Source organism: Mycobacterium lehmannii (assembly GCF_001499925.1).
Classification (GTDB): Bacteria; Actinomycetota; Actinomycetes; order Mycobacteriales; family Mycobacteriaceae; genus Mycobacterium; species Mycobacterium lehmannii.
In genome coordinates this window covers 67,643-93,964 of record NZ_LQIR01000005.1, presented here as the reverse complement: position 1 = coordinate 93,964, position 26,322 = coordinate 67,643, and the positions used below count along the sequence as shown (strand labels likewise).

At 66.9% G+C, this 26,322-nt stretch carries 23 protein-coding genes, 3 tRNA genes and 1 pseudogene; 15 read left to right on the top strand and 12 right to left on the bottom strand.

Features of this window, described 5'->3' with window-relative positions:
• Positions 1–194 precede the first annotated feature (194 nt).
• From dnaN to AU192_RS04995, 10 genes are all read left to right on the top strand, one after another.
• A complete protein-coding gene (gene dnaN, locus AU192_RS05035) occupies positions 195–1,394 on the top strand; it encodes a DNA polymerase III subunit beta (protein WP_064394692.1) in 1,200 nt (399 codons plus the stop codon).
• A 5-nt stretch (positions 1,395–1,399) separates the two neighbouring features.
• Positions 1,400–2,329 (top strand): phosphogluconate dehydrogenase (NAD(+)-dependent, decarboxylating), encoded by a 930-nt coding sequence (gnd, locus tag AU192_RS05030; RefSeq protein WP_278183950.1) that lies wholly within the window; start codon positions 1,400–1,402, stop codon positions 2,327–2,329.
• Between the two features lie 11 nt (positions 2,330–2,340).
• Entirely contained in the window at positions 2,341–3,501 is a 1,161-nt protein-coding gene (gene recF / locus AU192_RS05025) for a DNA replication/repair protein RecF (RefSeq protein WP_064394690.1), read from the top strand.
• Entirely contained in the window at positions 3,498–4,052 is a 555-nt protein-coding gene (locus tag AU192_RS05020) for a DUF721 family protein (protein WP_064394689.1), read from the top strand. Before recF ends, AU192_RS05020 begins: the two co-directional genes overlap by 4 nt.
• Positions 4,053–4,285: 233 nt before the next feature.
• Positions 4,286–6,322 carry a DNA topoisomerase (ATP-hydrolyzing) subunit B gene (gene gyrB, locus AU192_RS05015; protein ID WP_064394688.1) on the top strand — a complete coding sequence of 679 codons (2,037 nt, stop codon included), beginning with the start codon at positions 4,286–4,288 and terminating at the stop codon, positions 6,320–6,322.
• Positions 6,323–6,367: 45 nt separating this feature from the next.
• Positions 6,368–8,875 carry a DNA gyrase subunit A gene (gene gyrA, locus AU192_RS05010; RefSeq protein WP_064394687.1) on the top strand — a complete coding sequence of 836 codons (2,508 nt, stop codon included), beginning with the start codon at positions 6,368–6,370 and terminating at the stop codon, positions 8,873–8,875.
• A gap of 30 nt (positions 8,876–8,905) precedes the next feature.
• The gene (locus AU192_RS25635; protein WP_064394686.1) at positions 8,906–9,811 is read left to right on the top strand and encodes a DUF3566 domain-containing protein; all 906 of its coding nucleotides are present in this window, start codon (positions 8,906–8,908) and stop codon (positions 9,809–9,811) included.
• Between the two features lie 117 nt (positions 9,812–9,928).
• A tRNA-Ile gene (locus tag AU192_RS05000) sits at positions 9,929–10,002 on the top strand.
• Between the two features lie 16 nt (positions 10,003–10,018).
• The gene (locus tag AU192_RS26095; protein WP_109395601.1) at positions 10,019–10,147 is read left to right on the top strand and encodes a hypothetical protein; all 129 of its coding nucleotides are present in this window, start codon (positions 10,019–10,021) and stop codon (positions 10,145–10,147) included.
• Positions 10,138–10,210: transfer RNA gene (locus tag AU192_RS04995), tRNA-Ala, on the top strand. The genes AU192_RS26095 and AU192_RS04995 overlap by 10 nt, the downstream gene beginning before the upstream one ends.
• A gap of 28 nt (positions 10,211–10,238) precedes the next feature.
• Here the strand turns inward: AU192_RS04995 and cwsA are convergent.
• Entirely contained in the window at positions 10,239–10,679 is a 441-nt protein-coding gene (gene cwsA / locus AU192_RS04990; protein WP_064394685.1) for a cell wall synthesis protein CwsA, read from the bottom strand.
• Between the two features lie 106 nt (positions 10,680–10,785).
• Between cwsA and AU192_RS04985 the strand changes: the two genes are divergently transcribed.
• Entirely contained in the window at positions 10,786–11,313 is a 528-nt protein-coding gene (locus AU192_RS04985; protein WP_064346142.1) for a peptidylprolyl isomerase, read from the top strand.
• A 96-nt stretch (positions 11,314–11,409) separates the two neighbouring features.
• Here AU192_RS04985 and AU192_RS04980 read toward each other — a convergent pair whose 3' ends face one another.
• Both AU192_RS04980 and crgA read right to left on the bottom strand, forming a co-directional pair.
• A complete protein-coding gene (locus tag AU192_RS04980; RefSeq protein ID WP_064394684.1) occupies positions 11,410–11,835 on the bottom strand; it encodes a PH domain-containing protein in 426 nt (141 codons plus the stop codon).
• Between the two features lie 154 nt (positions 11,836–11,989).
• A complete protein-coding gene (gene crgA, locus AU192_RS04975) occupies positions 11,990–12,253 on the bottom strand; it encodes a cell division protein CrgA (protein ID WP_064394683.1) in 264 nt (87 codons plus the stop codon).
• Positions 12,254–12,347: 94 nt separating this feature from the next.
• Between crgA and AU192_RS04970 the strand changes: the two genes are divergently transcribed.
• Together AU192_RS04970 and AU192_RS04965 are read left to right on the top strand one after the other, a co-directional pair.
• Entirely contained in the window at positions 12,348–13,133 is a 786-nt protein-coding gene (locus tag AU192_RS04970) for a DUF881 domain-containing protein (protein ID WP_082693595.1), read from the top strand.
• Positions 13,134–13,209: 76 nt separating this feature from the next.
• Positions 13,210–13,896: an aminodeoxychorismate/anthranilate synthase component II gene (locus tag AU192_RS04965; protein WP_064394710.1), complete on the top strand. Its 687-nt coding sequence runs from the start codon at positions 13,210–13,212 to the stop codon at positions 13,894–13,896.
• On the opposite strand, the gene pknB is transcribed toward AU192_RS04965, so the two are convergent.
• From pknB to AU192_RS04930, 7 genes are all read right to left on the bottom strand, one after another.
• On the bottom strand, positions 13,874–15,751 hold the full coding sequence (gene pknB, locus AU192_RS04960; RefSeq protein ID WP_064394681.1) for a Stk1 family PASTA domain-containing Ser/Thr kinase: 1,878 nt from the start codon (positions 15,749–15,751) through the stop codon (positions 13,874–13,876). The two genes, AU192_RS04965 and pknB, sit on opposite strands and share 23 nt — an antisense overlap.
• Complete coding sequence (locus AU192_RS04955; protein WP_064394680.1) at positions 15,748–17,091, bottom strand: protein kinase domain-containing protein; 1,344 nt, start codon at positions 17,089–17,091, stop codon at positions 15,748–15,750. The genes pknB and AU192_RS04955 overlap by 4 nt, the downstream gene beginning before the upstream one ends.
• 46 nt (positions 17,092–17,137) lie before the next feature.
• Positions 17,138–18,613 (bottom strand): D,D-transpeptidase PbpA, encoded by a 1,476-nt coding sequence (gene pbpA, locus AU192_RS04950; RefSeq protein WP_064394679.1) that lies wholly within the window; start codon positions 18,611–18,613, stop codon positions 17,138–17,140.
• Positions 18,610–20,022 carry an FtsW/RodA/SpoVE family cell cycle protein gene (locus AU192_RS04945; RefSeq protein WP_064394678.1) on the bottom strand — a complete coding sequence of 471 codons (1,413 nt, stop codon included), beginning with the start codon at positions 20,020–20,022 and terminating at the stop codon, positions 18,610–18,612. Before AU192_RS04945 ends, pbpA begins: the two co-directional genes overlap by 4 nt.
• On the bottom strand, positions 20,019–21,599 hold the full coding sequence (locus AU192_RS04940) for a PP2C family protein-serine/threonine phosphatase (protein ID WP_064394677.1): 1,581 nt from the start codon (positions 21,597–21,599) through the stop codon (positions 20,019–20,021). The genes AU192_RS04945 and AU192_RS04940 overlap by 4 nt, the downstream gene beginning before the upstream one ends.
• Positions 21,596–22,063, bottom strand: a complete 468-nt coding sequence (locus AU192_RS04935; protein WP_064394676.1) for an FHA domain-containing protein FhaB/FipA — start codon at positions 22,061–22,063, stop codon at positions 21,596–21,598. The genes AU192_RS04940 and AU192_RS04935 overlap by 4 nt, the downstream gene beginning before the upstream one ends.
• Before the next feature lie 127 nt (positions 22,064–22,190).
• Positions 22,191–23,660: an FhaA domain-containing protein gene (locus AU192_RS04930; protein ID WP_064394709.1), complete on the bottom strand. Its 1,470-nt coding sequence runs from the start codon at positions 23,658–23,660 to the stop codon at positions 22,191–22,193.
• A 249-nt stretch (positions 23,661–23,909) separates the two neighbouring features.
• Here AU192_RS04930 and AU192_RS04925 point away from each other — a divergent pair.
• Positions 23,910–23,992 (top strand) — tRNA-Leu (locus AU192_RS04925).
• Between the two features lie 200 nt (positions 23,993–24,192).
• Positions 24,193–25,128, top strand: coding sequence for an abortive infection family protein (locus AU192_RS04920; RefSeq protein WP_064394675.1), 936 nt, complete (start codon positions 24,193–24,195; stop codon positions 25,126–25,128).
• A gap of 155 nt (positions 25,129–25,283) precedes the next feature.
• On the opposite strand, the pseudogene istB reads toward AU192_RS04920, so the two are convergent.
• Both istB and AU192_RS25350 read right to left on the bottom strand, forming a co-directional pair.
• A pseudogene (gene istB, locus AU192_RS04915) lies at positions 25,284–26,102 on the bottom strand (IS21-like element helper ATPase IstB).
• Positions 26,102–26,254 carry a hypothetical protein gene (locus AU192_RS25350; RefSeq protein WP_423202669.1) on the bottom strand — a complete coding sequence of 51 codons (153 nt, stop codon included), beginning with the start codon at positions 26,252–26,254 and terminating at the stop codon, positions 26,102–26,104. Before AU192_RS25350 ends, istB begins: the two are co-directional and overlap by 1 nt.
• Positions 26,255–26,322: the final 68 nt, after the last annotated feature.

Below are 26,322 nucleotides of genomic sequence, written 5' to 3'. Positions count from 1 at the left end.
GGAACCATCGACGGTCCCACCGGCCGGAGGGCCTCGATGTCACCCCGATCGATTAGCTTTCAAGTTGGGGCGGAAAGCTCTACGGTGATTCAGCACAGCCGTTACCGTCGTCGGGGACGCATCGTTGAGACGCGTGGTGAGACACCGGGAAACCGCTGTTCGAGGCTTGTCGTGATTGTGATCGAAGGGACCCTATGGACGTGGCGACGACAACGGTTGGTGTCACCGATCTGAAGTTCCGTCTGGTACGTGAAGACTTCGCCGAAGCCGTGGCATGGGTGGCCCGCAATCTGCCCACCAGGCCCACGGTGCCAGTGCTCGCCGGCGTCCTGCTGACCGGCTCCGAGGACGGATTGACAATCTCCGGATTCGACTACGAGGTTTCCGCCGAGGTGCGGGTGCCCGCCGAGATCGCTTCACCCGGCAGCGTTTTGGTTTCCGGTCGACTGTTGTCCGACATCACCCGGGCGTTACCCGCCAAACCGATCGACGTCAGCGTCGACGGGACACGGGTGGCGCTGACGTGCGGTAGTTCGCGCTTCTCGCTGCCGACGATGGCCGTTGAGGACTACCCCACGCTGCCCGCCCTGCCCGACGAGACCGGCGTCGTATCCGCCGAACTGTTCTCCGAAGCGATCGGCCAGGTAGCCGTCGCGGCCGGCCGCGATGACACTCTGCCGATGCTGACCGGCATCCGCGTCGAAATCGCTGGGGAGAAGGTCGTTTTGGCCGCCACCGACCGGTTCCGGCTGGCGGTCCGCGAGTTGACGTGGTCGACGGCCGGGCCTGACCTGGAAGCCGCCGTGCTGGTGCCCGCCAAGACACTTTCGGAAGCGGCCAAAGCCGGCTCCGACGGCGGCGACGTGCATCTGTCGCTGGGCGCCGGATCGGCAGTCGGCAAGGAGGGGTTGCTCGGTATCAGCAGCGGGGGCAAGCGCAGCACCACGCGTCTGCTCGATGCGGAGTTCCCGAAATTCCGGCAGCTGCTGCCCACCGAGCACACCGCGATGGCCACGATCGGTGTCGGTGAACTCACCGAGGCCATCAAGCGTGTGGCGCTGGTGGCTGACCGCGGCGCCCAGGTGCGGATGGAATTCTCCGAGGACTCGCTGCACCTGTCGGCCGGCGCCGACGACGTGGGCCGCGCGGAGGAGGATCTTCCGGTCAGCTTCTCCGGCGACCCGCTGACCATCGCGTTCAACCCCACGTATCTGACCGACGGCCTGAGCTCGCTGCATTCCGAGCGGGTCACCTTCGGTTTCACGACGCCCAGCCGTCCCGCGGTGTTGCGTCCGGCCAATGACGACGACGCAGATGTCGATGCGACGGGACCGTTCCCCGCCCAACAGACCGACTACGTCTACCTGCTGATGCCGGTGCGCCTACCTGGCTGACCGGGCTGGACGCCAGAAAACGCCGGAGAAGGGGCGCACACATGCAACTCGGCCTGGTCGGTCTCGGCAAAATGGGCTTCAATATGCGCGAGCGCCTGCGCGAAGGAGGCCATGAGGTCGTCGGTTACGACCCGAGACCGGAAGTGACCGACGTGCCCACGCTCGCGGCCCTGGCCGAGGCCCTCGACGCCCCGCGGGTGGTGTGGGTCATGGTGCCCTCGGGACCGATCACCCACGACACCATCACCGCCCTGGCCGAGGAGCTCAGTGAAGGTGACCTGGTCATCGACGGTGGCAACTCCCGCTACACCGAGGACGGACCGCACGCAAAACTGTTGGGCAAGAAGGGAATAACCTTCATCGATGCCGGCGTTTCCGGCGGCGTGTGGGGTCTGACGGAAGGTTACGGGTTGATGGTCGGCGGCAGCGACGCCGACGTCGAACGCGCGATGCCGATCTTCGACACGCTGCGACCCCCGGGACCGCGCGAAGACGGGTTCGTGCACGCTGGGCCGGTCGGTGCGGGCCACTACGCGAAGATGGTGCACAACGGCATCGAGTACGGCTTGATGATGGCCTACGCCGAGGGTTATGAGCTGTTGGCGGCCGAAGAACTGATCACCGACACCCAGGCCGTCATCCAGGCATGGAGCAACGGCACCGTCGTACGGTCCTGGCTGCAGCAGCTGCTGGCCAAGGCGCTGAAGGAAGACCCGGAATTCGGTGAGATCAGCGGCTACACCGAGGATTCCGGTGAGGGCCGGTGGACCGTCGAGGAAGCGATCAGCCACCGGGTGCCGATGCCGGTGATCGCGGCTTCGCTGTTCGCACGGTTCGCCTCGCGGCAGGAGGACTCGCCAGCGATGAAGGCGGTCTCTGCTCTGCGCAACCAGTTCGGTGGGCACGCGGTCAAGCGGGTCAGCGAGTCGGGGTAGGCGGTCGCGTCGTGTACGTCCGCCGCCTGGCGTTGACCGACTTTCGATCGTGGCCGCGTCTCGAACTGGATCTCGAACCAGGCCGAACTGTGTTCGTCGGCCCTAACGGCTTCGGGAAGACGAATATCATTGAGGCGCTGTGGTATTCGTCGACGCTCGGATCACACCGGGTCGCCACCGACGGCCCCCTGATCCGGACCGGCGCCGAACGCGCGGTGGTGTCGACCATCGTCGTCAACGAAGGCCGGGAACTGTCGGTGGACCTGGAGATCACGGCCGGGCGTGCCAACAAGGCACGTATCAACCGCTCCGCCGTTCGCTCCGCCCGCGAGATTCTCGGCGTGCTGCGGGCCGTGCTGTTCGCACCGGAGGACTTGGCGCTGGTGCGCGGAGACCCCGGTGAGCGGCGCCGCTATCTCGACGAACTCGCCACCACCCGGCGCCCGCAGGTCGCCGCGATCCGCGCGGACTACGACAAGGTGCTGCGCCAGCGGACCGCGCTGCTGAAGACGGCATCCGGTGCTCGATTCCGCGGCGACCGAGGCGTTTTCGACACCCTCGAGGTGTGGGACGGCCACCTCGCCGAGAAGGGCGCAAAGCTCATCGCGGCGCGGGTAGATCTGGTCAACCAACTGGCATCGGAGGTGGAGAAGGCATATCAACTGCTGGCGCCGTCGTCGCGGCCGGCGGGAATTCGCTACCGCAGCGGGGTGGACGTGGTGGAAGCAGAGGCGGCGGCGGGCACCGCTGACGCGGAGATGTTCGAGGCCGCCCTACTCGATGCGTTGGCGCGTCGGCGCGACGCCGAATTGGAACGCGGCGTATGCCTGGTGGGGCCCCACCGCGACGATCTCGAACTGCGGTTGGGCGATCAGATCGCCAAAGGCTTTGCCAGCCATGGCGAATCATGGTCGATGGCGTTGTCGCTGAGGCTGGCCGCCTACGAACTACTACGCGCCGAAGGGAGCGATCCGGTGTTATTGCTCGACGATGTGTTCGCCGAACTGGACAAGGCGCGCAGGCAGGCATTGGCCGCCGTCGCGGGCTCGGCCGAGCAGGTCCTGGTCACCGCGGCGGTCTCAGAGGATGTCCCGGCCGACTGGGATGCGCGCAGGATTGGAGTCACGATGCGCGACGACGATTCCGGACGAATCTCGGTGGTGGAGCCATGACGTCGCCCGAGGATGAAGTGAAGCCGCCCGAGCACCTGGCCAACCTGCGCGGTATGGATCTGGTCCGGCGCACGCTCGAGGAGGCGCGCGGTGCGGCGCGCAGCCAAGGTAAGGAGGTCGGGCGCGGGCGCGGTGCGGCACCTCGAAGGATCGCCGGTAACAGCCGTCGGCGGTGGTCGGGTCCCGGCCCGGACTCACGCGATCCCCAGCCGTTCGGACCTGCGGCCAGTGACCTGGCCCGCAACCGCGGATGGTCCGGCCGCGTCGCCGAGGGTGCGGTGTTCGGTCGCTGGCCCGGCGTTGTCGGTGAGGGCATCGCCGCGCACGCGACGCCGACCTCACTCAACGACGGTGTGCTGACCATCTCCGCGGAGTCCACCGCGTGGGCGACGCAACTGCGGATGGTGCAGGCGCAGGTGCTGGCCAAGATCGCGGACGCGGTGGGCGACGGCGTCGTGAAGTCACTCAAAATTGTCGGCCCGGTCGCGCCGTCGTGGCGAAAGGGCCGCTATCACATCGCCGGCAGAGGACCGCGCGACACCTATGGATAGCGGCGGGAACCGCCGTTGCCTGAATGGCGCGAGAACGCCGCAATCCTAGTTCTCAAGCGTCTTCAGGCACCCGAGATCGAGAAATTCCACAGGCGGCCCAAATAGGTGTGCAGAAACGCCGCCTCAGAGTCGGTGCTGTCAAGCTCTGCCGGTAGGATGGAAGCAGATCCGCAGGCGGTGGTCGACCGCCTCGCCAGCCTTCCCCGGCAAGAGACCAAGGAGACCCGTCCAACGTGGCTGCCCAGAAGAAGAGTGCTCCCAAGGAGTACGGCGCCGATGCAATCACCATTCTCGAGGGTCTCGAAGCCGTCCGCAAACGTCCGGGCATGTACATCGGGTCCACCGGCGAGCGGGGTCTGCATCACCTGATCTGGGAGGTCGTCGACAACGCCATCGACGAGGCGATGGCCGGCTACGCCACCAGGGTGGACGTGAAGATCCTCGCCGACGGCAGCGTCAGCGTGACCGATGACGGGCGCGGCATCCCCGTCGAGAAGCACAAGCAGGCGGGTATCCCGACAGTCGACGTGGTCATGACCCAACTGCACGCCGGAGGCAAGTTCGGCGGCGAGAACAGCGGTTATGCGGTGTCTGGCGGTCTGCACGGCGTCGGCGTCTCGGTGGTCAACGCGCTGTCCAGTCGGGTCGAGGTCACGATCCTGCGCGACGGCTCCGAGTGGTTCCAGTACTACGACCGCTCCGTGCCCGGCGAACTCAAGCAGGGCGGCAAGACCAAAGAGACCGGAACGACGGTGCGGTTCTGGGCCGACCCCGACATCTTCGAGACCACCGAATACGACTTCGAAACCGTCGCTCGCCGGCTGCAGGAGCAGGCGTTCCTCAACAAGGGCCTCACCATCGAGTTGACCGACGAGCGGGTGACTGCCGAAGAGGTCGTCGACGAGGTGGTCAGCGACACCGCCGAAGCGCCCAAGACCGCCGACGAGAAGGCCGCCGAGAACTCGAAACCGCACAAGGTCAAGCACCGTGTCTTCCACTACCCCGGCGGCCTGGTGGACTTCGTCAAGCACATCAACCGGACCAAGACCCCGATCCAGCAGAGCATCATCGACTTCGACGGGAAGGGTCCCGGCCACGAGGTCGAGATCGCGATGCAGTGGAACGCGGGCTACTCCGAGTCGGTACACACCTTCGCCAACACCATCAACACCCACGAGGGCGGCACCCACGAGGAAGGGTTTCGGGCCGCTTTGACGTCGGTGGTCAACAAGTACGCCAAGGACAAGAAGCTCCTCAAGGACAAGGACCCGAACCTCACCGGCGACGACATCCGTGAGGGGCTGGCCGCGGTGATCTCGGTGAAGGTCGCCGAACCGCAGTTCGAGGGCCAGACCAAGACGAAACTGGGCAACACCGAGGTCAAGTCGTTTGTGCAGAAGATCTGCAACGAGGAGTTGACGCACTGGTTCGACGCCAACCCCGCCGAGGCCAAGACCGTTGTCAACAAGGCGGTTTCGTCGGCGCAGGCCCGGATCGCCGCGCGTAAGGCACGGGAGCTGGTGCGCCGCAAGAGCGCCACCGACATCGGCGGGCTGCCCGGCAAGCTCGCCGACTGCCGCTCCACCGACCCGCGCAAGTCCGAACTGTATGTGGTGGAGGGTGATTCGGCGGGCGGCTCGGCCAAGAGCGGCCGCGACTCGATGTTTCAGGCGATCCTGCCGCTGCGCGGCAAGATCATCAACGTCGAGAAGGCCCGTATCGACCGGGTGCTCAAAAACACCGAGGTTCAGGCGATCATCACCGCGCTGGGCACCGGCATCCACGACGAGTTCGACATCTCGAAACTGCGCTATCACAAAATTGTTCTGATGGCCGACGCCGACGTCGACGGCCAGCACATCTCGACGCTGCTGCTGACGCTGTTGTTCCGATTCATGAAGCCGCTCATCGAGAACGGCCACGTGTTCCTCGCCCAACCGCCGCTGTACAAGCTCAAGTGGCAGCGTAGCGAGCCGGAATTTGCCTACTCCGACCGCGAGCGCGACGGGTTGCTCGAGGAGGGCCGCAAGGCGGGCAAGAAGATCAACCCCGACGACGGCATCCAGCGCTACAAGGGGCTTGGCGAGATGGACGCCAAGGAGCTGTGGGAGACGACGATGGACCCGTCGGTGCGGGTGCTGCGGCAGGTGACGCTCGACGACGCCGCGGCCGCCGACGAGCTGTTCTCGATCCTGATGGGCGAGGACGTCGAGGCTCGCCGCAGTTTCATCACCCGAAATGCCAAAGACGTTCGCTTCCTTGATGTTTAGCGGTGACGTGACCGGCGCAAATTCAACCGATACTAAGGCTGACTGATGACTGACACGACGTTGCCGCCCGGCGACGAAGCAGGCGACCGCATCGAACCGGTCGACATCCAGCAGGAGATGCAGCGCAGCTACATCGACTACGCGATGAGCGTGATCGTCGGCCGCGCGCTGCCCGAGGTGCGCGACGGTCTCAAGCCCGTGCACCGGCGGGTGCTCTACGCGATGTTCGACTCCGGCTTCCGTCCCGACCGCAGCCACGCGAAATCCGCACGCTCCGTTGCCGAAACGATGGGTAACTACCACCCGCACGGTGACGCGTCGATCTACGACACGCTGGTCCGGATGGCCCAGCCATGGTCGTTGCGTTACCCGCTGGTCGACGGGCAGGGCAACTTCGGCTCGCCGGGCAACGACCCGCCGGCCGCCATGCGCTACACCGAAGCACGGCTCACTCCCCTGGCCATGGAGATGCTGCGCGAAATCGACGAGGAGACAGTCGATTTCATCCCGAACTACGACGGGCGGGTGCAGGAGCCCACGGTACTGCCGAGCCGGTTCCCCAACCTGTTGGCCAACGGCTCGGGCGGTATCGCCGTCGGTATGGCCACCAACATTCCGCCGCATAACCTGCGTGAGCTGGCCGACGCGGTGTACTGGTGTCTGGAGAACTTCGACGCCGACGAGGAAGCCACGCTGGCCGCCGTCACCGAACGTGTCAAAGGCCCGGACTTCCCCACCTCGGGCCTGATCGTGGGGTCCCAGGGCATCAGCGACATGTACACCAGCGGCCGTGGGTCGGTGCGCATGCGCGGCGTCGTCGAGATCGAGGAGGACAGCCGCGGCCGCACCGGCATCGTCATCACCGAGCTGCCGTATCAGGTCAATCACGACAACTTCATCACCTCGGTCGCCGAGCAGGTCCGCGACGGCAAGCTTGCCGGGATCTCCAACATCGAGGACCAGTCCAGCGACCGCGTCGGGCTGCGCATCGTCATCGAGATCAAACGCGATGCGGTCGCCAAGGTGGTGCTCAACAACCTCTACAAGCACACCCAGCTGCAGACCAGCTTCGGGGCCAACATGCTGTCCATCGTCGACGGCGTTCCGCGGACGTTGCGCCTCGACCAGCTGATCCGCCATTACGTGAATCACCAACTCGACGTGATCGTGCGGCGCACCCGCTACCGGTTGCGCAAGGCCAATGAGCGGGCCCACATCCTGCGCGGGCTGGTCAAGGCGCTCGACGCGCTCGATGAGGTGATCGCGTTGATCCGGGCGTCGGAGACCGTCGACGTGGCGCGCCAAGGCCTGATCGAGCTGCTCGACATCGACGACATCCAGGCCCAGGCGATCCTGGACATGCAGCTGCGTCGCCTGGCCGCACTGGAACGGCAGCGCATCGTCGACGACCTGGCCAAGATCGAGGCCGAGATCGCCGACCTCGAGGACATCCTGGCCAAGCCCGAGCGGCAGCGCGCGATCGTGCGCGACGAGCTCAAAGAGATCGTCGACAAGTACGGCGACGACCGGCGCACCAGGATCGTGGCCGCCGACGGTGAGGTCGCCGACGAGGATCTGATCGCCCGCGAGGACGTCGTCGTCACGATCACCGAGACCGGCTACGCCAAGCGCACCAAGACCGACCTGTACCGCAGCCAGAAGCGCGGCGGCAAGGGCGTGCAGGGCGCCGGGCTCAAGCAGGATGACATCGTCAACCACTTCTTTGTCTGCTCGACGCACGACTGGATCCTGTTCTTCACCACTCAGGGCCGGGTCTATCGCGCCAAGGCATACGAACTGCCCGAGGCGTCGCGCACCGCTCGGGGCCAGCATGTGGCGAACCTGCTGGCGTTCCAGCCCGAAGAGCGGATTGCGCAGGTCATCCAGCTCAAGACCTACGAGGATGCGCCGTACCTGGTGTTGGCCACCCGCAACGGTCTGGTGAAGAAGTCGCGGCTGGTGGACTTCGACTCCAACCGCTCCGGCGGCATCGTCGCGATCAACCTGCGCGACGGCGACGAACTGGTGGGTGCGGTGCTGTGCTCGGCCGACGACGACCTGCTGCTGGTGTCGGCCAAGGGTCAGTCCATCCGGTTCTCGGCAACCGACGAGGCGCTGCGGCCGATGGGTCGGGCGACCTCCGGTGTGCAGGGCATGCGGTTCAACACCGACGACGAGCTGCTGTCGCTGAACGTGGTGCGGCCCGATACATATCTGCTGGTCGCCACCTCCGGCGGGTACGCCAAGCGCACCGCGATCGAGGAGTACCCGGTGCAGGGCCGGGGCGGTAAAGGGGTACTGACGATCCAATTCGACAAGCGCCGTGGCAATCTTGTGGGTGCGTTGATCGTCGATGACGACACAGAGTTGTACGCCATCACCTCCGGTGGGGGCGTCATCCGGACGGCGGCTCGCCAGGTTCGCAAGGCCGGGCGGCAAACCAAGGGCGTTCGGTTGATGAACCTGGGTGAGGGCACGACACTGATAGCCATCGCGCGCAACGCGGAGGAAGGCGACAGCACCGACGAGGTCAACACCGACCCCGGTGCCTGATCCGGGGACGGGACCAGTGAGGAGCCGTAGGTGAGTTCACCGAACGAGCCGGGACGCCCCCGCGGGGGCGACAGTCCAGGCGGCGCCAACGGCTCCGCGACCAACCAGGACGCCCTCGGCACGCGGTCCGAGGTTCCCGACCGCGCCGAGGTGCCGCCATGGCAGCGCGGCCCCGCGGCGCGGACCGCGCAGCCGGGTCAGCGGCCTCCGGAGCCACCGCGGCGGGCTCCTGGGCCGGGCCCGCGCGAGGGCGGCCAGGGCGACGACGGGCATCCACCCGAGCGGACAGCCGAGGACCAGCGCGGCAATCCGAACCACTCCCCCAATGTCGGTGGCCGACCGAGCCGCTTCATGGTGGGCGGTTCGACACCGACTGAAGAGGTGCCGGCGCGCAGCGAGCGGCCCGAGTCACCGTCACCACGGCCTGAGGCATACGCGAGCGAGCTACCGGACCTGTCCGGGCCGATGCCGCGCCCGGCGCAGCAGCGTAAACCCGCCGACCGCCCGCACCAGGAACCGGGAGGCCGGCCCCCGTCCGCCGCCCGCGTCCAGGTCGGCGCGCGGCACAAGGGCCCGGTGCGGGCCAGCATGCAGATCCGCCGGATCGACCCGTGGAGCACGCTGAAGGTGTCGGCGGTGCTGTCGGTCGCGCTGTTCTTCGTGTGGATGATCGCTGTCGCGTTCCTCTACCTCGTGCTCGGCGGGATGGGCGTGTGGAGCAAGCTGAACACCAACGTCGGCGACCTGCTCACCAGCGCGGGCGGTGGTTCCGGCGGTGAGCTGGTGTCCAGCGGAACCATCTTCGGCGGTGCCACGCTGATCGGGTTGGTCAACATCGTGCTGCTGACCGCGATGGCGACCATCGGCGCGTTCATCTACAACCTGACCACGGACCTGGTCGGCGGCGTGGAAGTCACGCTCGCCGACCGGGATTGATGTCGGCCCGCCGACGGGACTGATTGTCGGCCCGCCGACGGGACTGAGGCGCACACCGCGGTTTGGGCGCGAGCCCACGATTGCGGTAATCTCGTCGCTCGGCCATGCAGGCGGTACGGGGCTATAGCTCAGGCGGTTAGAGCGCTTCGCTGATAACGAAGAGGTCGGAGGTTCGAGTCCTCCTAGCCCCACGGAAAGGTTCACACCATGAGGCGGGTGCTGCTGATCGCCACGGCGATCGTCGCGGCAGTCTCCGTCGCGGTCTGGCGCTCGCGCCACGGCATCGAGGTGTGGCACGCGGCGCCCGATGCGCCGCCAGCAGACCAGGGGCCTTAGCTCAGTTGGTAGAGCGCTACCTTTGCAAGGTAGATGTCAGGAGTTCGATTCTCCTAGGCTCCACTTCGATTCCCGCCCGGCCCTGATCGCTTCAGGGTTTCGGCGTCACTTCCACACTCGGCGGCAGCGGCGAGGGCTCCGGCTGCGTCGACCGGCGCACGATCGAGAACGCCACCGCTCCCCCGGCGACCGCGATGACGCCGGCGGCCGCCAACACCAGCCGGCGCCTGCGCTGCCTGGTCTTCGCCGCACGCGCCGGGGCCGCTCCTTGCAACACCTGGGAAACGGCTTCCTGCGCCGCGACGAGCTCCTGCGCGATCGCCTGCTGCGCGGCGGCCAGGTCCTCGCTCAGCTGAGCCTTGATGCGGCCCCGGCGATACCGGTCCCCCACCCACGCCGCCGAGGACTGTGCACCGTTGACCCCGAGACCCAGAGCCCCGCGTGTGACATCGACCGGCCCGACCGCCGTGTACTTCAGGCCGCGGCTCAACCGCTGGCCGGGGGTCAACCGGATCTCGGTCCTGGTGCTCATGGGCGTGCCTTTCTCGCGGCCGGGGTGCGACCACAACAGCCTGCCATTTACCGGAACCCAACGGTGCCGGAAGGGCGCCGAAGGCGGCGTGGCACACTGACATCCCGTGACGAGCCCCATTCAGACAGCGACCGCGACACTGCACACCAACCGCGGCGACATCAAGATCGCACTCTTCGGTAACCATGCGCCCAAGACCGTGGCCAACTTCGTCGGCCTTGCGCAGGGAACCAAGGACTACAGCGGTGAGAACGCATCGGGCGGCACGTCCGGACCCTTCTACGACGGCGTGGTCTTCCATCGCATCATCGACGGCTTCATGATCCAGGGCGGCGACCCCACCGGTACGGGTCGCGGCGGGCCGGGCTACAAGTTCGAAGACGAGTTCCACCCCGAGTTGCAGTTCGACCGGCCCTACCTGCTGGCCATGGCCAACGCAGGACCCGGCACCAACGGCTCGCAGTTCTTCATCACGGTGACCAAGACCCCGCACCTCAATCGCAAGCACACGATCTTCGGCGAGGTCGTCGACCCGGAATCGCAGAAGGTCGTCGACGCCATCGCGACCACCGCGACCGACCGCAGCGACCGTCCGACCGACCCGGTGGTCGTCGATTCGATCACGATCGCCTGATCTAAACACCGGCCTACGCGTCGCCGAGACGACGGTTTCTGACGGATTTCGCGCCGTACGTGTCAGAAACCGTAGTCTCGCGCGCCTGTACGTCTGCTAGTCAGGAGCGGGGGCGGCGTAGCCGGCCTGGGTCAGCGCGTCGAGCACGTGCAGCGGGTCCGTGCCCAGATCCCAACGGGTGAACACGATCAGGTCCCCGCTGTGGGTGTCGATCTCGAGTAGCCGGACTTTGCGGGCCAACCGGCGGAACTCGGTGATCCGGATCAGTTTGATCTCGGCGTGTGGCAAAACCTTGGTGCCGAACCACCCGCGGCTGACGAGGACGTCATTTTTGATTGCCAGCTTGGGTCGCGCGCGCCACGAGAAGATTGCAAACACGAGCAAACCCACCCCGGCAACGCCCCCGAGAAGACGCCCCGGCGGGTCTGTGATCAGGCTCACAGCGACGGTAGCCAAGATAATTCCGCCTACGGCGCATGCGGCGATGCCACCGACGGGTGGGCTCCACTGAGTTTGCTGCACGCGTTCTCCACACCCTTCCACCGGGATGTATGCGGTTATCCACAAGTGCTATCCCCAATGGGGATGAATCACATCAGTGTGATCCGATTACCGGACGGTTGCTGGCAGGGTAACGCCAGGCGACGAGGTTGAATTCATTCGAGGGGGAAGAATCTCAGCGCCACCGCATGGTGAGCAACAGCCCGGTAATCATGAAGGCAAAGGCGATCGCGTAGTTCCACGGGCCCAGCTCGGCGAGGAACGGGATGGCCGACGATGCCAGCTGGAAGACCAGCAGCCAGACCAAACCGATCAGCATCAGGCTGACGAACAGCACGACGAACCAGGTGCTCGACGGCCCGGCTTTGACCTTGACGGGCGTACGGCTCACCGGGTTGGCGGCGAAGTCGTTCTTCTTGCGGACCTTGGACTTGGGCATGGGTGACCTTCGGGACTACTTGCGAACTACTTGAGTGCGACGATGTACCTACGAGCCTAACGTAGGTCCGGCACACCAGAGTCAGGGAAGCCAGTTGCAGCGGTCGCATCGTCGGAAGCCGACACCGAAGGCGGTCGGTCGGCGGTCGACGTCGTGGCGGTACGGGGTGCCGGTGGTGTGTCTGCTCGCCGGCCTGCTGCTCGCCGCCACCCACGGTGTCTCCGGCGGCGACGAGATCCGCCGCAGCGACGCTCCGCGTCTGGTCGACCTGGTCCGCGAGACCCAGCAGTCCGTGGACCGGCTCAGCGCAGAACGCGATGCGCTGGTGTCGACCGTCGACAGCCACCATGGGGGCAGCCCGGGGGCGGATGCGGCACTGACCGCGATCACCGCACGCTCGGCGCGGTTGGCCGCCGAGGCGGGCCTGGAACCGCTGCGTGGCCCAGGCCTGGTCGTCACGCTCAACGACGCGCAACGCGACGCCGAGGGCCGCTTCCCCCGCGACGCCACCCCCGACGACCTCGTGGTGCACCAGCAGGACATCGACGCTGTGCTGAACGCGTTGTGGAGTGCGGGGGCCGAGGGCATTCAGATGCAGGACCAGCGCATCATCGGCACGTCGGCGCCCAGATGCGTCGGCAACACCCTGCTGCTCAACGGGCGCACGTACAGTCCGCCCTACGTCATCACCGCGATCGGCGACGCGCCCGCGATGCAGGCGGCGTTGGCCGCTGCTCCCCTGGTCACGCTCTACCGCCAGTACGTGGTGCGGTTCGGCCTGGGTTACTCGGAAGATCCGCGGGCGTCGGTCGAACTGGTCGGCCACAAGGAACCGCTGCGGATGCAGTTCGCCAAGCCCGCGGGCCCGATCGGATATTGAGCGGAGCCTGCGCCGGTGTGGCACGTCGCACCTGCGCGATCCGATAGGCCGAACGCGTAACCAGTAACCTGTGCTGATGCAGGTCTTGGTCGTCGACAACTACGACAGCTTCGTGTTCAACCTGGTGCAATACCTCGGTCAGCTCGGAGTGCAGGCTCAGGTGTGGCGCAACGACGACGACCGACTGGCCACCGATGCCGATATCGCCAAGGCCGCCGCTGATTTCGACGGAGTGCTGCTGTCCCCCGGCCCAGGCACGCCTGAGCGGGCGGGCGCCTCGATCCCGCTCGTCAAGGCGTGCGCCACGGCCGGTACCCCGCTGCTGGGCGTCTGCCTCGGGCATCAGGCGATCGGCGTCGCGTTCGGCGGCACCGTGGACCGTGCACCCGAACTGCTGCACGGTAAAACCAGCGTCGTCCACCACACGAATTCCGGTGTGATGCAAGGGCTTCCGAATCCGTTCACCGCCACCAGGTACCACTCACTGACGATTCTGCCCGACACGGTGCCCGACGAACTCGAGGTCATCGCACGCACGGAAGGCGGCGTCATCATGGCTGTGCGCCATGCCGGGCTTCCGATCCACGGCGTGCAATTCCACCCCGAGTCGATCCTGACCGAGGGCGGTCACCGGATGTTGGCGAACTGGCTGGGCTACTGCGGCGCCGCGCCTGCCGAGTCCCTGGTTCGGCAGCTGGAAGACGAAGTCACCAGCGCCATCGCCGCCGGCCGCGAAGCGGCTACGACGCGAAGCTCAGCGTGATCGTGTCCCCGAAGTTGACGCCGCTGCCCGGCGCCGGATTCTGAGTCACCACCGCGTTGGTGCGCTGACCGCTGTTTTGCACGTCGGCGCCCTTGTCCAGGAAGCCCGTCCAGCCCAGCGCTCGTAGCCGTGGCTCCGCGTCCGTCCAGAACATGCCCCGCAGGTCGGGCATCAGGAACTGGTTGCACGCCGAGAGCTGCAGCTGGATGGGCGCGTCGACCGCCGTGTCTTGGCCGGCCGCAGGCAGGGTGCCGATGACCTGTCCGCACGGTTCGGGGCTGTCGACCTGGACGGACACCACGTTGGTGAACCCGGCGGCGGTCAGGATCTGGCGCGCCGGCGCCTCTGGCTGGTTTTCGACGTTCGGCACGGGACGGCTCTGCGGACCGGAACCGACGATGATCGTGATCTCGTTGGTGATCGCGGACGTCTGGTTGGCCGGGGGATTGGTGCCCAGCACCTTGTCCTTCAGCTCGGGTGTCGACGGCGACGATGACGACTTGAACTTCTCGAAGCCGGCCTCTTTCAGCCGCTCCGTCGCCTGGGTGTAGGACAGATTCTTGACGTCGGGGACCTCGCGCTGCTCCGGGCCGGTGGAGACGTTGATGGTGATCTCCTCGCCCGCTTCGACCGACGAGTCGGCGCTGGGGTCGGTGCCGATCACGTGGTCGGGAGGCACCGTGGAGTCCGGGCGTTGTTGGGTCCTGGTCTTGAAGCCGCGGTTCTGCAGCTCGGCGATCGCGTCCGCCGACGGCTGACCGCTGACGTCGGGCACTTCGACGCTGCGGGTGGTTCCGCCGAACATGTTGATCGCGACGGTGACCACGACCGTGAGGACGGCCAGCACCGCGACCGCTGCCAGCCACCGGGCGACCGAGCCGCGACGGTCGCGGTCGGAGTCGTCGGGGGCCGGCACCGGTGGCATCGGGTCGATCGGCTCGGTGCGCTCGTGGCCCGTCGGCGCCGACAGCAGCGAGCTGCGTTCGGCGTCGGTGAACACCTTGGGCGCTTCCGGTTGTTCGCCGCTATGCACCCGGACCAGATCGGCACGCATCTCGGCCGCGGTCTGATACCGGTTGTCGGGGTTTTTGGCCAACGACTTGAGCACCACCGCGTCCAGTTCGGGGCCGATCGCGGGATTGCGCTGCGACGGCGGTACCGGATCCTCACGGACGTGCTGGTAGGCCACCGCCACGGGCGAGTCACCGATGAAAGGTGGCTCCCCGGTGAGGATTTCGTAGAGCACGCAGCCCAGCGAGTAGACGTCGGAGCGGGCGTCGACCTTTTCGCCGCGGGCCTGTTCGGGCGAGAGGTACTGCGCGGTGCCGATCACCGCTGCGGTCTGGGTGACGCTGTTGGCGTCGGCCAGTGCCCGGGCGATGCCGAAGTCCATCACCTTCACCGCACCGGTCTTGCTGATCATGATGTTGGCCGGTTTGACGTCGCGGTGGATGATGCCGTGCTGATGGCTGAAGTTCAGCGCCTGGCAGGCGTCGGCGATCACCTCGATCGCTCGCCGCGCCTCCATCGGGCCGTCGTTGTGGACGATGTCGCGCAGCGTCACGCCGTCGACGTACTCCATGACGATGTAGGGCAGCGGGCCTTGAGGGGTCTCGGCCTCGCCGGTGTCGTAGACCGCGACGATGGCCGGGTGGTTGAGCGCCGCGGCGTTCTGGGCCTCGCGACGGAACCTCAGATAGAAGCTCGGGTCGCGGGCGAGGTCGGCGCGCAGCACCTTGATCGCGACGTCGCGGTGCAGCCGTACGTCGCGCGCGAGGTGGACCTCGGACATGCCGCCGAAGCCGAGGATCTCGCCGAGCTCATAGCGGTCGGACAGGTGTTGCGGGGTCGTCATTGCAATGTCTGTTCTGGAGCCGAATACCGCTGGTAGGGCTCCTGTGCCGGGGCTGACGGCGATACCAGCGGCATTGCCGGTGACGCCATCGCCTGCGGTGTGGTTACCCCTGATTGTCCATCACCACCGCCATCGCTTTCGCGGACGGTCCGGTCCGGAAGCGCCTCCGGTGCCGCGAAGGGGGTGGTCTCGGTGATCGTGTTGGTGATCGTCGGCGGCGGGGTTTGCCGGTCCTGGCGGTCCTGGGCGTTGAGCACGATCAGGATCGCGATGATGATCGCCAACGCTCCCAACACGCCCGCGGCCCACAACAGCGCGCGCTGGCCGGAGGAGAACGTCCGCCGCGGCGGGGGAGGCCGATGGCTGCCCGTCGCCGAGCGCTGGCGGGCGGCGGTGGCCGGGGCGCGCCCGGTCATATCGGCGGCGGCGCGGGCCTGCGTGGCCGACGGCACGGCGGTGGGCGCGGCCCGTCCGATGGAGGGCGCGGCGTTCGGCCGCGGTGGGCGCCGTCCGGAGCGCACCGCCGCCACCGCGTCGGCGAACGCACCACCGGAGCGGTAGCGCATGCCGGGGTTCTTGACGAGCGTGATCTCGATCAGCTCACGCACGTTGGGCGGCAGGTCGGCGGGAAGCGGGGGCGGCGTCTCCTTGATGTGCTTCATCGCCACCGTCAGCGCACCGTCACCGGTGAACGGCCGCTTACCCGAAACCGATTCGTAGCCAACGACTCCCAGCGCGTAGACATCGCTGGCCGCGGTGGCATCGTGGCCCAGCGCCTGCTCGGGGGCGATGTACTGGGCGGTGCCCATCACCATGCCGGTCTGCGTGACGGGTGCGGCGTCGACGGCCTTGGCGATGCCGAAGTCGGTGAGCTTGACCTGGCCCGTCGGCGTGATCAAGATGTTGCCCGGCTTCACGTCGCGGTGCACCAAACCCGCGGTGTGGGCGACCTGCAGGGCCCGGCCCGTCTGCTCGAGCATGTCGAGCGCATGGCGCAGCGACAACCTGCCGGTCCGTTTGAGCACCGAGTTCAGCGGTTCACCGTTGACGAGCTCCATCACCAGGTAGGCGGTGCGCCCCTCGCCGTCCATATCGGTCTCGCCGTAGTCGTACACGCTGGCGATGCCGGGATGGTTGAGCATGGCGACGGTGCGGGCCTCGGCGCGGAACCGTTCGACGAACTCGGGGTCGGTGGAGTACTCGGCCTTGAGCACCTTCACCGCGACGCTGCGGCCCAGCCGCGAGTCCACGGCCTCCCAGACCTGTCCCATGCCGCCGGTGGCAATCAACCGCTTCAACCGGTAGCGCCCCGACAGTGTCACTCCTACGCGAGCCGTCATACGGCCCCCTGGTCACATGCCGCGCAGACGGCCTGCTGCCGGGCTGTCATGAGCCCTCCCGCAGGGCCGCGGCGATCGTGGCCCGGCCGATCGGAGCGGCCAGCGCGCCGCCGGTCGCCGACAGCCGGTTACCGCCGTTCTCGACCAGAACCGCGACCGCCACCTTGGGGGCCTGGGCCGGGGCGAAGGCGATGTACCAGGCATGCGGAGGGGTGTTGCGTGGATCGGTACCGTGCTCCGCTGTGCCGGTCTTGGATGCGATCTGCACGCCGGCGATGGCTCCCTTCTGCTGAGTCACCTGCTCGGCGGCGACCATCAAGTCCGTAAGTGTATCGGCGACCTGCTCCGACACCGCCCGGCGCTGCTCCTGCGGCGCCGTCGTGGCGATGTTCGCGAGGTCCGGTCCCTTCAGGTTATCGACCAGGTACGGCTTCATCGCCACTCCTTTGTTGGCGACGGCCGCGGCGATCTGGGCGTTCTGCAGGGGTGTGAGCGCGACGTCCTTCTGCCCGATGCTCGACATGCCCAGGGCGGCGGCGTCGGGGATGGGACCGACGCGGGACTCGACCACCTGCAGCGGGATCGTCGGCGCCGGTGCGTCGAGCCCGAACCCGCGCGCCGTCGAACGCAGCGCGTCAGCGCCGGTGTCGATCCCCAGTTCGACGAACGCGGTGTTGCAGGACCGGGCGAACGCCTCCCGCAGCGACGTGGTGGGCCCGCCGCCGCAGGCCGAGCCGCCGAAGTTCTCCAGCGTTGCGGTGCTGTCCGGCAACGGAATTCGCGGTTCCGCGGTGAGCTGCGTGTTCACCGTCGCACCGCGCTGCAGCGCCGCCGCGGTGGTGATCACCTTGAACGTCGACCCCGGCGGGTAGGTCTCGGAGATCGCCCGGTTCAGCAGCGGCGATTCGGCGTCGTCACGCAGGCGCTGCCACGCCTCGGTCTGGGCGGCCATGTCGTGGGTGGCCAGCAGATTCGGGTCGTAGGACGGCGACGACACCATCGCCAGGATCTTGCCGGTCGACGGCTCGATGGCCACCACCGAACCCTTGCACGGACCGTCGCAGCCCTCTTCCATCGCGTCCCAGGCCGCCTGCTGCACCTGCGGCTTGATCGTGGTGTCGACGTTTCCGCCGCGCGGATCGCGGCCGGTGAAGAAGTCGGCGAGTCTGCGGCCGAACAGGCGCTCGTCAGAGCCGTTGAGGATGGAGTCCTCGGCGCGTTCCAGCCCGCTGCTCGAGTACTGCAGCGAGTAGAAGCCGGTGACCGGGGCGTAGGCCAGCGGATTGGGATACACCCGCAGGAAGCGGAACCGGCCGTTGGTGGACACCGAATACGCCAGCAGCTGGCCGCCCGCGGAGATCTGCCCGCGCTGCCGGGAGTACTCGTCGAGCAGCACCCGCTGGTTGCGCGGATCCGAGCGCAACCCGTCGGCCGTCAAGACCTGCGTCAGCGTGGCATTGCCCAACAACAGCACGATCAAGGCCATGACCGTGACGGCGATGCGGCGCAGCGAGGTGTTCATACTTTTTCGATCACCTCGGTGCTGGCCGCCGCGATCGGGGTGGGTGTCTGTGGTCCGGCGATGATCGGGCGCCGCGCGGCGTGCGAGATGCGCACCAGGATTGCCAGCAGCACGTAGTTGGCCAGCAGCGACGAGCCGCCGTAGGACAGCCACGGCGTGGTCAGGCCGGTCAGCGGAATGAGTTTGGTGACACCGCCGACGACGATGAACAGCTGCAGCGCGAGCGTCGAGGCCAGGCCCGCGGCGAGAAGCTTTCCGAAGCTGTCCCGCACGGCGATCGCGGTGCGCAGACCGCGGATGATCACGATGGTGTAGAGCATGAGCACCGCGGCCAGCCCGACCAGACCGAGTTCCTCACCGACCGCGGCGATGATGAAGTCGGTCGACGCGGCGGGAACCGTGCCGGGCTGACCGTTGCCGAGGCCGGTGCCGAAGATGCCCCCGGTGGCGAAGCTGAACAACGACTGCACCATCTGGTAGCCCGCGCCGTCGGGATCGGCGAACGGGTCGAGCCACGTCTGCACCCGCACCTGCACGTGGTCGAAAAGGTGATATGCCACAACGCTTCCCGCGGCGAACAAGGCCAGCCCGATGACGACCCAGCTGAGCCGGTCGGTCGCCGCGTAGACCAGCACCAGAAACGACGCGTACAGCAGCAGCGAAGTGCCGAGGTCCTTCTCGAAAATCATCACGCCGACCGAGGCGATCCACGCGGCCAGCAGTGGCGCGAGGTCACGGGGCCGGGGCAGATCCATGCCGAGGACGTGTTTTCCGGCGCTGGTGAACACACTGCGCTTGGAAACCAGGACCGCGGCGAAGAAGATCAGCAACAGAATCTTGGAGAACTCGGCGGGCTGAATCGAGAAGCCCGGCAACCTGATCCAGATCTTGGCGCCGTTCTGTTCGGACAACGCGCGCGGCAGCACGGCGGGGATGGCCAGCAGGACCAGGCCGCTGAGCCCGCACACGTAGCCGTAGCGGGCCAGCAGGCGGTGGTCACGAAGAAAGATCACGATGAGCGAGAACCCGACGACGCCGAGCAGGGTCCACAGCATCTGCTGGTTCGCCGTGCCGCCGAGGCCGTCCTGGTACAGTTCGCCCGCGGCAAGGTCGAGGCGGTGAATCATCACCAGCCCCAAGCCGTTCAGCAGCGCGACGACCGGCAGCAAGAGCGGATCGGCGTACGGGGCGAAGCGTCGTATCGCAAGGTGTGCACCGCTGAAGAGCGCCATGTACGCGACGGTGTAGCGCGCGAGATCCCAATGCAGTCCCTGTTCCTGGTTCGCCTCGACGAGCAGGAGCGCAAGGGTGGTGATGACGGTGGCGAAACCCAGCAGGAGCAGTTCGGCGTTGCGCCGGTTGGGAAGTGGAGGCGCGACGGAGACGGCGGACTGCGGTTGGGTCGTCATGAGACTTCCCGGCAGTTGACTCCCGGCTCGGGTGGCGGAGGCGGCAGCGCGGTGACGGTCGGGGGTGGCGGCGGTTTGGGAGTCGGCGACTCCGGAGATTCGGGCGGCGGCGGTGTGCCCGGTTCGGCCCGCGGAGACTCCGGCGCAGGCGGCGGTTTCGGTGTCGGAGGCGGCGGCGTCACCGTTCGGGGGGTCTCGGGTGCCGGCGTGCCATCCTCACCACGAGGGGGCGGATTGTTCGGCAGGCCAGGTGAATTCGGCGGCCCCGGACTGTGCGGCGCAGTCGTGCGCGGCGCCGGTGGTGGCGGCGGCGTGCAGATCGGCAGCAGAGAATCGCGCGCCAACTGGTTGATCTGGGTGATCGCCTGATCCTCCGACCCGGTCGGCAGACCGGAGATGACCTGCCGCTGTTCGGACGGTTTGAGGTCGCTGACCCGAAATGGCTGACAGTCGCGCGGTTCCTGGCCGGGACTGATGAGGGTCAGCCCGTTGCGTTCGGTCAGGCAGCCCTTTCGGTACGGCTCCTGCAGCGGATAGCCGAGGATCGATCCGGGCACACCTCGCATGATCGAGACGACGTCGTCATGGGCGGTGACGTAGAAGTTGCTGCGGATGATCTCGCGACCGACGGCCAGTCCGGCCAGAACGACCAGTACCACGAGGGCGGCGGCGATGAACATTCGCCGCCGCGACTTGGGCGGTCGCGGCGGTTCCTCCGGTTCCGGTAGCGCGCGCTTGGCTTCGTTGCGTCGCGGGTTGAACGCCGACGCGCGACCGGCCGCGGTGTTGGGTGGTGGTTGGTCATCATCACCCGATACCGCACCGGCGATGATCGGCTGGGTCTGCCCGTAGTCGTAGGCGTTGTTGTCGATGACATCGGCCACCACGACGGTGACGTTGTCGGGACCGCCGCCGCGCAGCGCCAATTCGATGAGCCGGTCGGCACTTTCGGCGACATCGGAGATCTGCAGTGCTTCGAGGATGGTCTCGTGGCTGACCGGGTCAGACAGGCCGTCGGAGCACAGCAGATAGCGGTCGCCTGCGCGCGCCTCCCGCATGATGAGCGTGGGCTCGACCTCGTGGCCGGTCAGCGCGCGCATGATCAACGACCGCTGCGGATGGCTGTGCGCCTCCTCGGCGGTGATGCGGCCCTCGTCGACGAGCGTCTGGACGAACGTGTCGTCTTTGGTGATCTGGGTGAGCTCCCCGTCGCGCAGCATGTAGCCGCGCGAGTCACCGATGTGCACCAAGCCAAGCCGGTTGCCCGCGAACAGGATTGCGGTCAACGTGGTGCCCATGCCCTCGAGTTCGGGGTCGGCCTCCACGTGCGCGGCGATCGCGGAGTTGCCCTCGCGCACCGCGGCGTCGAGCTTGCTCAGCAGGTCGCCGCCGGGTTCGTCATCGTCGAGGTGGGCCAGGGCGGCGATCACCAGCTGAGAGGCCACTTCGCCGGCGGCGTGCCCACCCATACCGTCGGCCAGCGCCAGCAGGCGGGCGCCGGCGTACACCGAATCCTCGTTGTTCGCCCGAACCAGGCCGCGGTCGCTGCGCGCGGCATATCGAAGCACCAGGGTCACGGGCGCAGCTCGATTACCGTCTTGCCGATCCGAACCGGCGTGCCTATCGGAACGCGTACCGCCGTCGTCACCTTCGCCCTGTCGAGGTATGTGCCGTTGGTCGATCCTAGGTCCTCGACGTACCATTCCGAACCTCGAGGCGACAGCCTCGCGTGGCGCGTCGAGGCGTAGTCGTCGGTCAGGACCAACGTCGAGTCGTCGGCCCGCCCGATCAGGACCGGCTGACTGCCGAGAGTGATGCGGGTGCCGGCCAGCGCACCCTCGATGACAACCAGATGACGGGCCACGTTACGGCGGGCACGGTTGGGTAGCAGCGAGGCGCGCAGCGGCAGCCCGCGCCGCACCATGACGGCGCCGGTGGGGGCGTAGAGATCCGTCCGCAGGATTCGCAGCACCGACCAGATGAACAGCCATAGCAGCAACAGGAATCCGACGCGCGTCAGTTGCAGTACCAACCCCTGCATCTGACGTCCTCTCCGTCTCCATCCCGTTCAGCCGCCTCGGCACCGCAGCCAGCCTCGGCACCGTCACGATACTTGGACGGTTACCGACATGAGGGGGAAGCGACAGCTTCTCCGCCCCGGCGGGCGCTCAGTGCACGCGGACGATGATCTCGGAGTGGCCCAGCCGGATCACGTCGCCGTCCGCGAGCTGCCACTCCTGGACGGGCGCGTTGTTGACGGTGGTCCCGTTGGTGGAGTTCAGGTCGGACAACAGCGCGACCTGACCGTCCCAACGGATCTCCAGATGCCGCCGGGACACTCCGGTGTCGGGCAGCCGGAACTGTGCGTCCTGGCCACGGCCGATCACGTTGGTGCCCTCGCGCAGCTGATAGGTGCGACCACTGCCGTCGTCGAGCTGCAGCGTGACGGTCGCGGCACCCGTGCCGTAGTCGGCCTGGCCGTAGCCGCCGTAGCCGGCCGGCTGACCGTAGTCGTAGCCGCCGCCTGCGGGCTCGGAGTAGCCCGGTTCGGCGTAGCCGCCTGCGGGGGCGTCGCCGTAGCGGCCGTAGTCCGGCGGAGCGCCGTAGCCCTGGTCCTGCCGCCCGTACGGCTGTCCGCCGTAGCCGCCGTGGTCGGGATAGCCACCCTGGTCCGGGTAGCCGCCCTGATCCGGATAGGCGGGACGGCCGTAGCCGCCCTCCTCGTGGCGGCCGGGAGCCGGGGGACGCCCGTAGTCGTAGTCGGGCCCGGGTGCGCCGTAGCCGGGCTGGCCGCCCTGCGGGGGACCGTAGCCACCCGGGGCCTGGCGGTAACCCTGGTCCGGGTAGCCGCCCTGCGGCGGCGGGCCGTAACCGGCGGGCGGGCGCTGCTCGTATGACGGCGGCGGGTAGCCCTGGTCGGGGTAGCCGCCCTGGTCGGGGTAGCCACCTTGGTCCGGGTAGCCGCCCTGGTCGGGGTAGCCGCCCTGGTCGGGGTAGCCGCCCTGGCGCGGGGCGTAGGGATCGCCCTGCGGCGGGTAGCCGCCCTGCTCGGGCGGGGGATAGGGGCCACGGTCGTCCGGGCGGCCGTAGCGATCGTCTTGGGGACGGTCTTGCGGACGGTCTTGCGGACGGTCGTAGTACTCGTCGGCGGGCCTCCCCGGCCCCTGGCCGCCGCGGTAGGTCGGGTTGTCGCTCATCGGTGGTACTCCTGATTCTGCGCTGGACGCACGTACATGGTGTGGTGGTGCGGGTTCGCCAGTGGTCGTGTCGGGATTGACCGCTCCACGCGCGCGAAACTGTCCGGTGTGCAGGGTGGGTGATTGTTCGAACCTGACGACCACATCACCATACGTTTGCCACCCCTGCTCACGGATGTATCCCTCCAAGTGCTTGGCAAAAGTCGCTGACGTGAGGTCTGGGTCGGCGCTCACCTTCTGATAGTCAGGCACACTGAGGGTAATGACGTAGTCGTTTGGTGCCAAAACCTGACCGCCGAGCACTTCGCGTCCGCCGGTGTCGGCCTCCCGCCGAAGCATCGCCTCGACCTCCTGCGGGACGATCGAACCGCCGAACACCCGGGCGAAGGCATCGCCGACCGTTGACTCGAGCTTGCGCTCGAAGCGGTCGACTAGACCCATGTCACCGCCCGCCTCACTCGGTTGTCGTCCGTCGGCCCTGCTCACCGCGACGGGAGCCAGCGTGTCGCCTGGCCACATTGTTCATGTGCATGGTATCGGCCGAGCGCTGGACAGCGGGACCAACAGAACTCTGAGAATCGAATCACCGCAGTTCAGCGCCCTCGATCACGATCGACCGAACGTACCAGGGGGCCAGCCGGTACGGTTGGGGAGCCGGGTGTTGTGCGTGATAGGCTCCCCCGGTCGTTGGGGCGAGTGGCGGAATGGCAGACGCGCTGGCTTCAGGTGCCAGTGTCCTTCGGGACGTGGGGGTTCAAGTCCCCCTTCGCCCACAAGCAAGAGCGGTTCTACGAACTGCGACGCATGAGGTCACGAACCAGAAATGGTTCGTGACCTTTGCGTTTGGTGGGTGTGCGCGGCCGGGGTGCGACTTCCTATCAAATCCGGGGTGTTGTCGCGCAGATCCCCATAATCGGTGAAGCGCGCCTGATCGACCAGGGTCGGGCCGAGGCTTCAAAGGGGTTGTAGGGGCGTGGCGAAGAAGCTCATCACCCATGTCACGCGCCGCAAGGTCTTCGACACCATCAGCCTGTCGAAGGTGTTGTGGGAGGGAAGGTTGGAAGAACCGGACTTCTTGGCGCGAATCTATGACTTGGATTCGATGCCAAGCACGGATTCGAGATATAAGTCCGCCGCCGGTGACATTTGGCAGCATCGCGTCAACAACCCTCAAGACTGGCCGGACGACTGGATATTCACCGACAGCCGCTTCGGGTTGCAATACGGCGATGATGAACTCGTCCTGCGATTCCTCGCGGAGACGCTGCACCCGGTCGTCAGACCTGATGAAGAGGAAGCTGCCGAACTCCTCAAGTCATTCAACGAAGCACTGGCGCGGGACGGCTACGAGCTCTACCCGGCTGACTGGATCAGTGGCCATGCCGTCTACGGATGGCGTCGCCGGGAGTCGTTTCATGGCACAACCCCTGAACTTCGGCTCCGTGAACGTGAGCTTCTGACCGATCCGGAGGTGCTCGAAGAGCATCTTGTCCGCATTCGTGACAGCCTGGCCTCGGATCCGGCCGCGGCGATTTCGTCGTCGAAGAATTTGGTAGAGAGCCTCTTCAGGATCATTCTTGATCGCTCAGGCGTGGCGTACGGGCAGCGGGAAGACATCCCTCAGCTCTACCGGCACGTTGCCGATCTGCTTGAGCTGAAAGCGGATTCGGTTCCTGAGAGCGCGAAGGGTAGCGAGTCTGCGCAGCAGATCTTGCGGACTTTGGTCACTACAATTCAGTCGTTGGCCGAGTTGCGCAACGAGCTAGGAATAGGCCACGGGCAGTCGAAACGCAGCGTGGCGCTGACGAGGCACGCGCGATTGGCGCTGAACGCAACAGTGACTGTCGCAGAGTTTGTACTGGACACGTGGCAAGCGCGAGTCGCCTCGGGAAGACTAACGCCAAGGTGATAGGGCGGATCGATGAGGGCGAGCGGGCTGGAGAACCACACCCCCGCACATTCTTCTGATAGGCGAGCAACCAGGAAGCCGGGAGTTTGACCGCAGGCAAATGTCAGCTCCGGTTGAATCCTGAGCAGCCTGCTGCGGTTGAAAAGTGAGCAGGTTTACGGGGTTGAGTCTGCCTCACGGTCGGCTTCGACGGAGGGCAGTGTGTCGATTCGCGGTGTGTTTGATGCGGTAGCTGGCGCCTTTGAGAGCGATGACGTCGGCGTGGTGCACGATCCGGTCGATCATGGCTGAGGCGATTCGTGGCTTCTCCGAAAACCTGCCCCCACCTGGAGAACGGCAGGTTAGAGGTCAGGACGATCGAGGATTTCTCGTAGCGGGTGGAGACCAGTTGGAAGAACAGGTTGGCCGCTTCGGTGTCGAACGGGATGTATCCGACTTCGTCGATGACGATCAGCCCGTAGCGGGATATCTTGCGCAGTTCGGCATCGAGGCGGTTGGTGCGATGCGCTTCTGCCAGCCGGGTGATCCAGCCAGTGGCCGGGCAATGCGACCCGGTGCCCGGCGTGGGCGGCAGCGATCGCCAGCGCGGTCGCCAGATGGGTCTTGCCGGTGCCTGGAGGCCCGAGCAGCACGATGTTGCGGGCTTCAGCCAGCCAGCCCCCGGCCTCTAAGCCCGCGATCTGAGCGCGGTCGACTGCTGGTTGAGCGGTGAAGTCGAAATCGGTGATCGTCTTGATTGCCGGGAATCCTGCATATCGGACGCGTTGGCGGGCACCAGATTCAGCGCGGGCATTGGACTCCACGGCCAACACCGCCCCGAGGTAGTCCTCCAACGACCAGTTCGCGGCCCGGCCCTGCTCGGCGAGCCGCTGGTAGTGCGCCGCGATCCGCGGCGCCTTCAACAGCCGGGCCTGGTGGGCGATCAGCTTGTCCGCCTCACCAGGAGCCGGCGCCGTGCGTTTGGTGGTGGGCATCAGGCCACCTCCCCGGTCCCGAAGACCGTGTCATAGGCGCTCAGGTCGTCCACCTCAACATCGACCTCGAGGTGGCGGCCGGCCGTGGGCCGGGTGCGGTACTGCTCACGCAACACCGCCGCAGCCGCCACATGCGCCGGATCAGAGACCAACCCCAACGGTGTGATGCAAAGCGGCGACCCACCGACTTGGGTGTAAGCCTGCCGACCTCACCGAAATT

Coding starts and splice junctions, on each gene's coding strand:
- cwsA (WP_064394685.1), bottom strand. CDS start 10,679: ATGAGCACCAGGACCGAGATCCGGTTGACCCCCGGCCAGCGGTTGAGC.
- AU192_RS04930 (WP_064394709.1), bottom strand. CDS start 23,660: ATGGGTCTAGTCGACCGCTTCGAGCGCAAGCTCGAGTCAACGGTCGGC.
- AU192_RS04945 (WP_064394678.1), bottom strand. CDS start 20,022: ATGACGACCCAACCGCAGTCCGCCGTCTCCGTCGCGCCTCCACTTCCC.
- AU192_RS26095 (WP_109395601.1), top strand. CDS start 10,019: ATGAGGCGGGTGCTGCTGATCGCCACGGCGATCGTCGCGGCAGTCTCC.
- dnaN (WP_064394692.1), top strand. CDS start 195: ATGGACGTGGCGACGACAACGGTTGGTGTCACCGATCTGAAGTTCCGT.
- crgA (WP_064394683.1), bottom strand. CDS start 12,253: ATGCCCAAGTCCAAGGTCCGCAAGAAGAACGACTTCGCCGCCAACCCG.
- AU192_RS04965 (WP_064394710.1), top strand. CDS start 13,210: ATGCAGGTCTTGGTCGTCGACAACTACGACAGCTTCGTGTTCAACCTG.
- AU192_RS04955 (WP_064394680.1), bottom strand. CDS start 17,091: ATGACGGCTCGCGTAGGAGTGACACTGTCGGGGCGCTACCGGTTGAAG.
- pbpA (WP_064394679.1), bottom strand. CDS start 18,613: ATGAACACCTCGCTGCGCCGCATCGCCGTCACGGTCATGGCCTTGATC.
- AU192_RS04935 (WP_064394676.1), bottom strand. CDS start 22,063: ATGCAGGGGTTGGTACTGCAACTGACGCGCGTCGGATTCCTGTTGCTG.
- pknB (WP_064394681.1), bottom strand. CDS start 15,751: ATGACGACCCCGCAACACCTGTCCGACCGCTATGAGCTCGGCGAGATC.
- AU192_RS05020 (WP_064394689.1), top strand. CDS start 3,498: ATGACGTCGCCCGAGGATGAAGTGAAGCCGCCCGAGCACCTGGCCAAC.
- gyrA (WP_064394687.1), top strand. CDS start 6,368: ATGACTGACACGACGTTGCCGCCCGGCGACGAAGCAGGCGACCGCATC.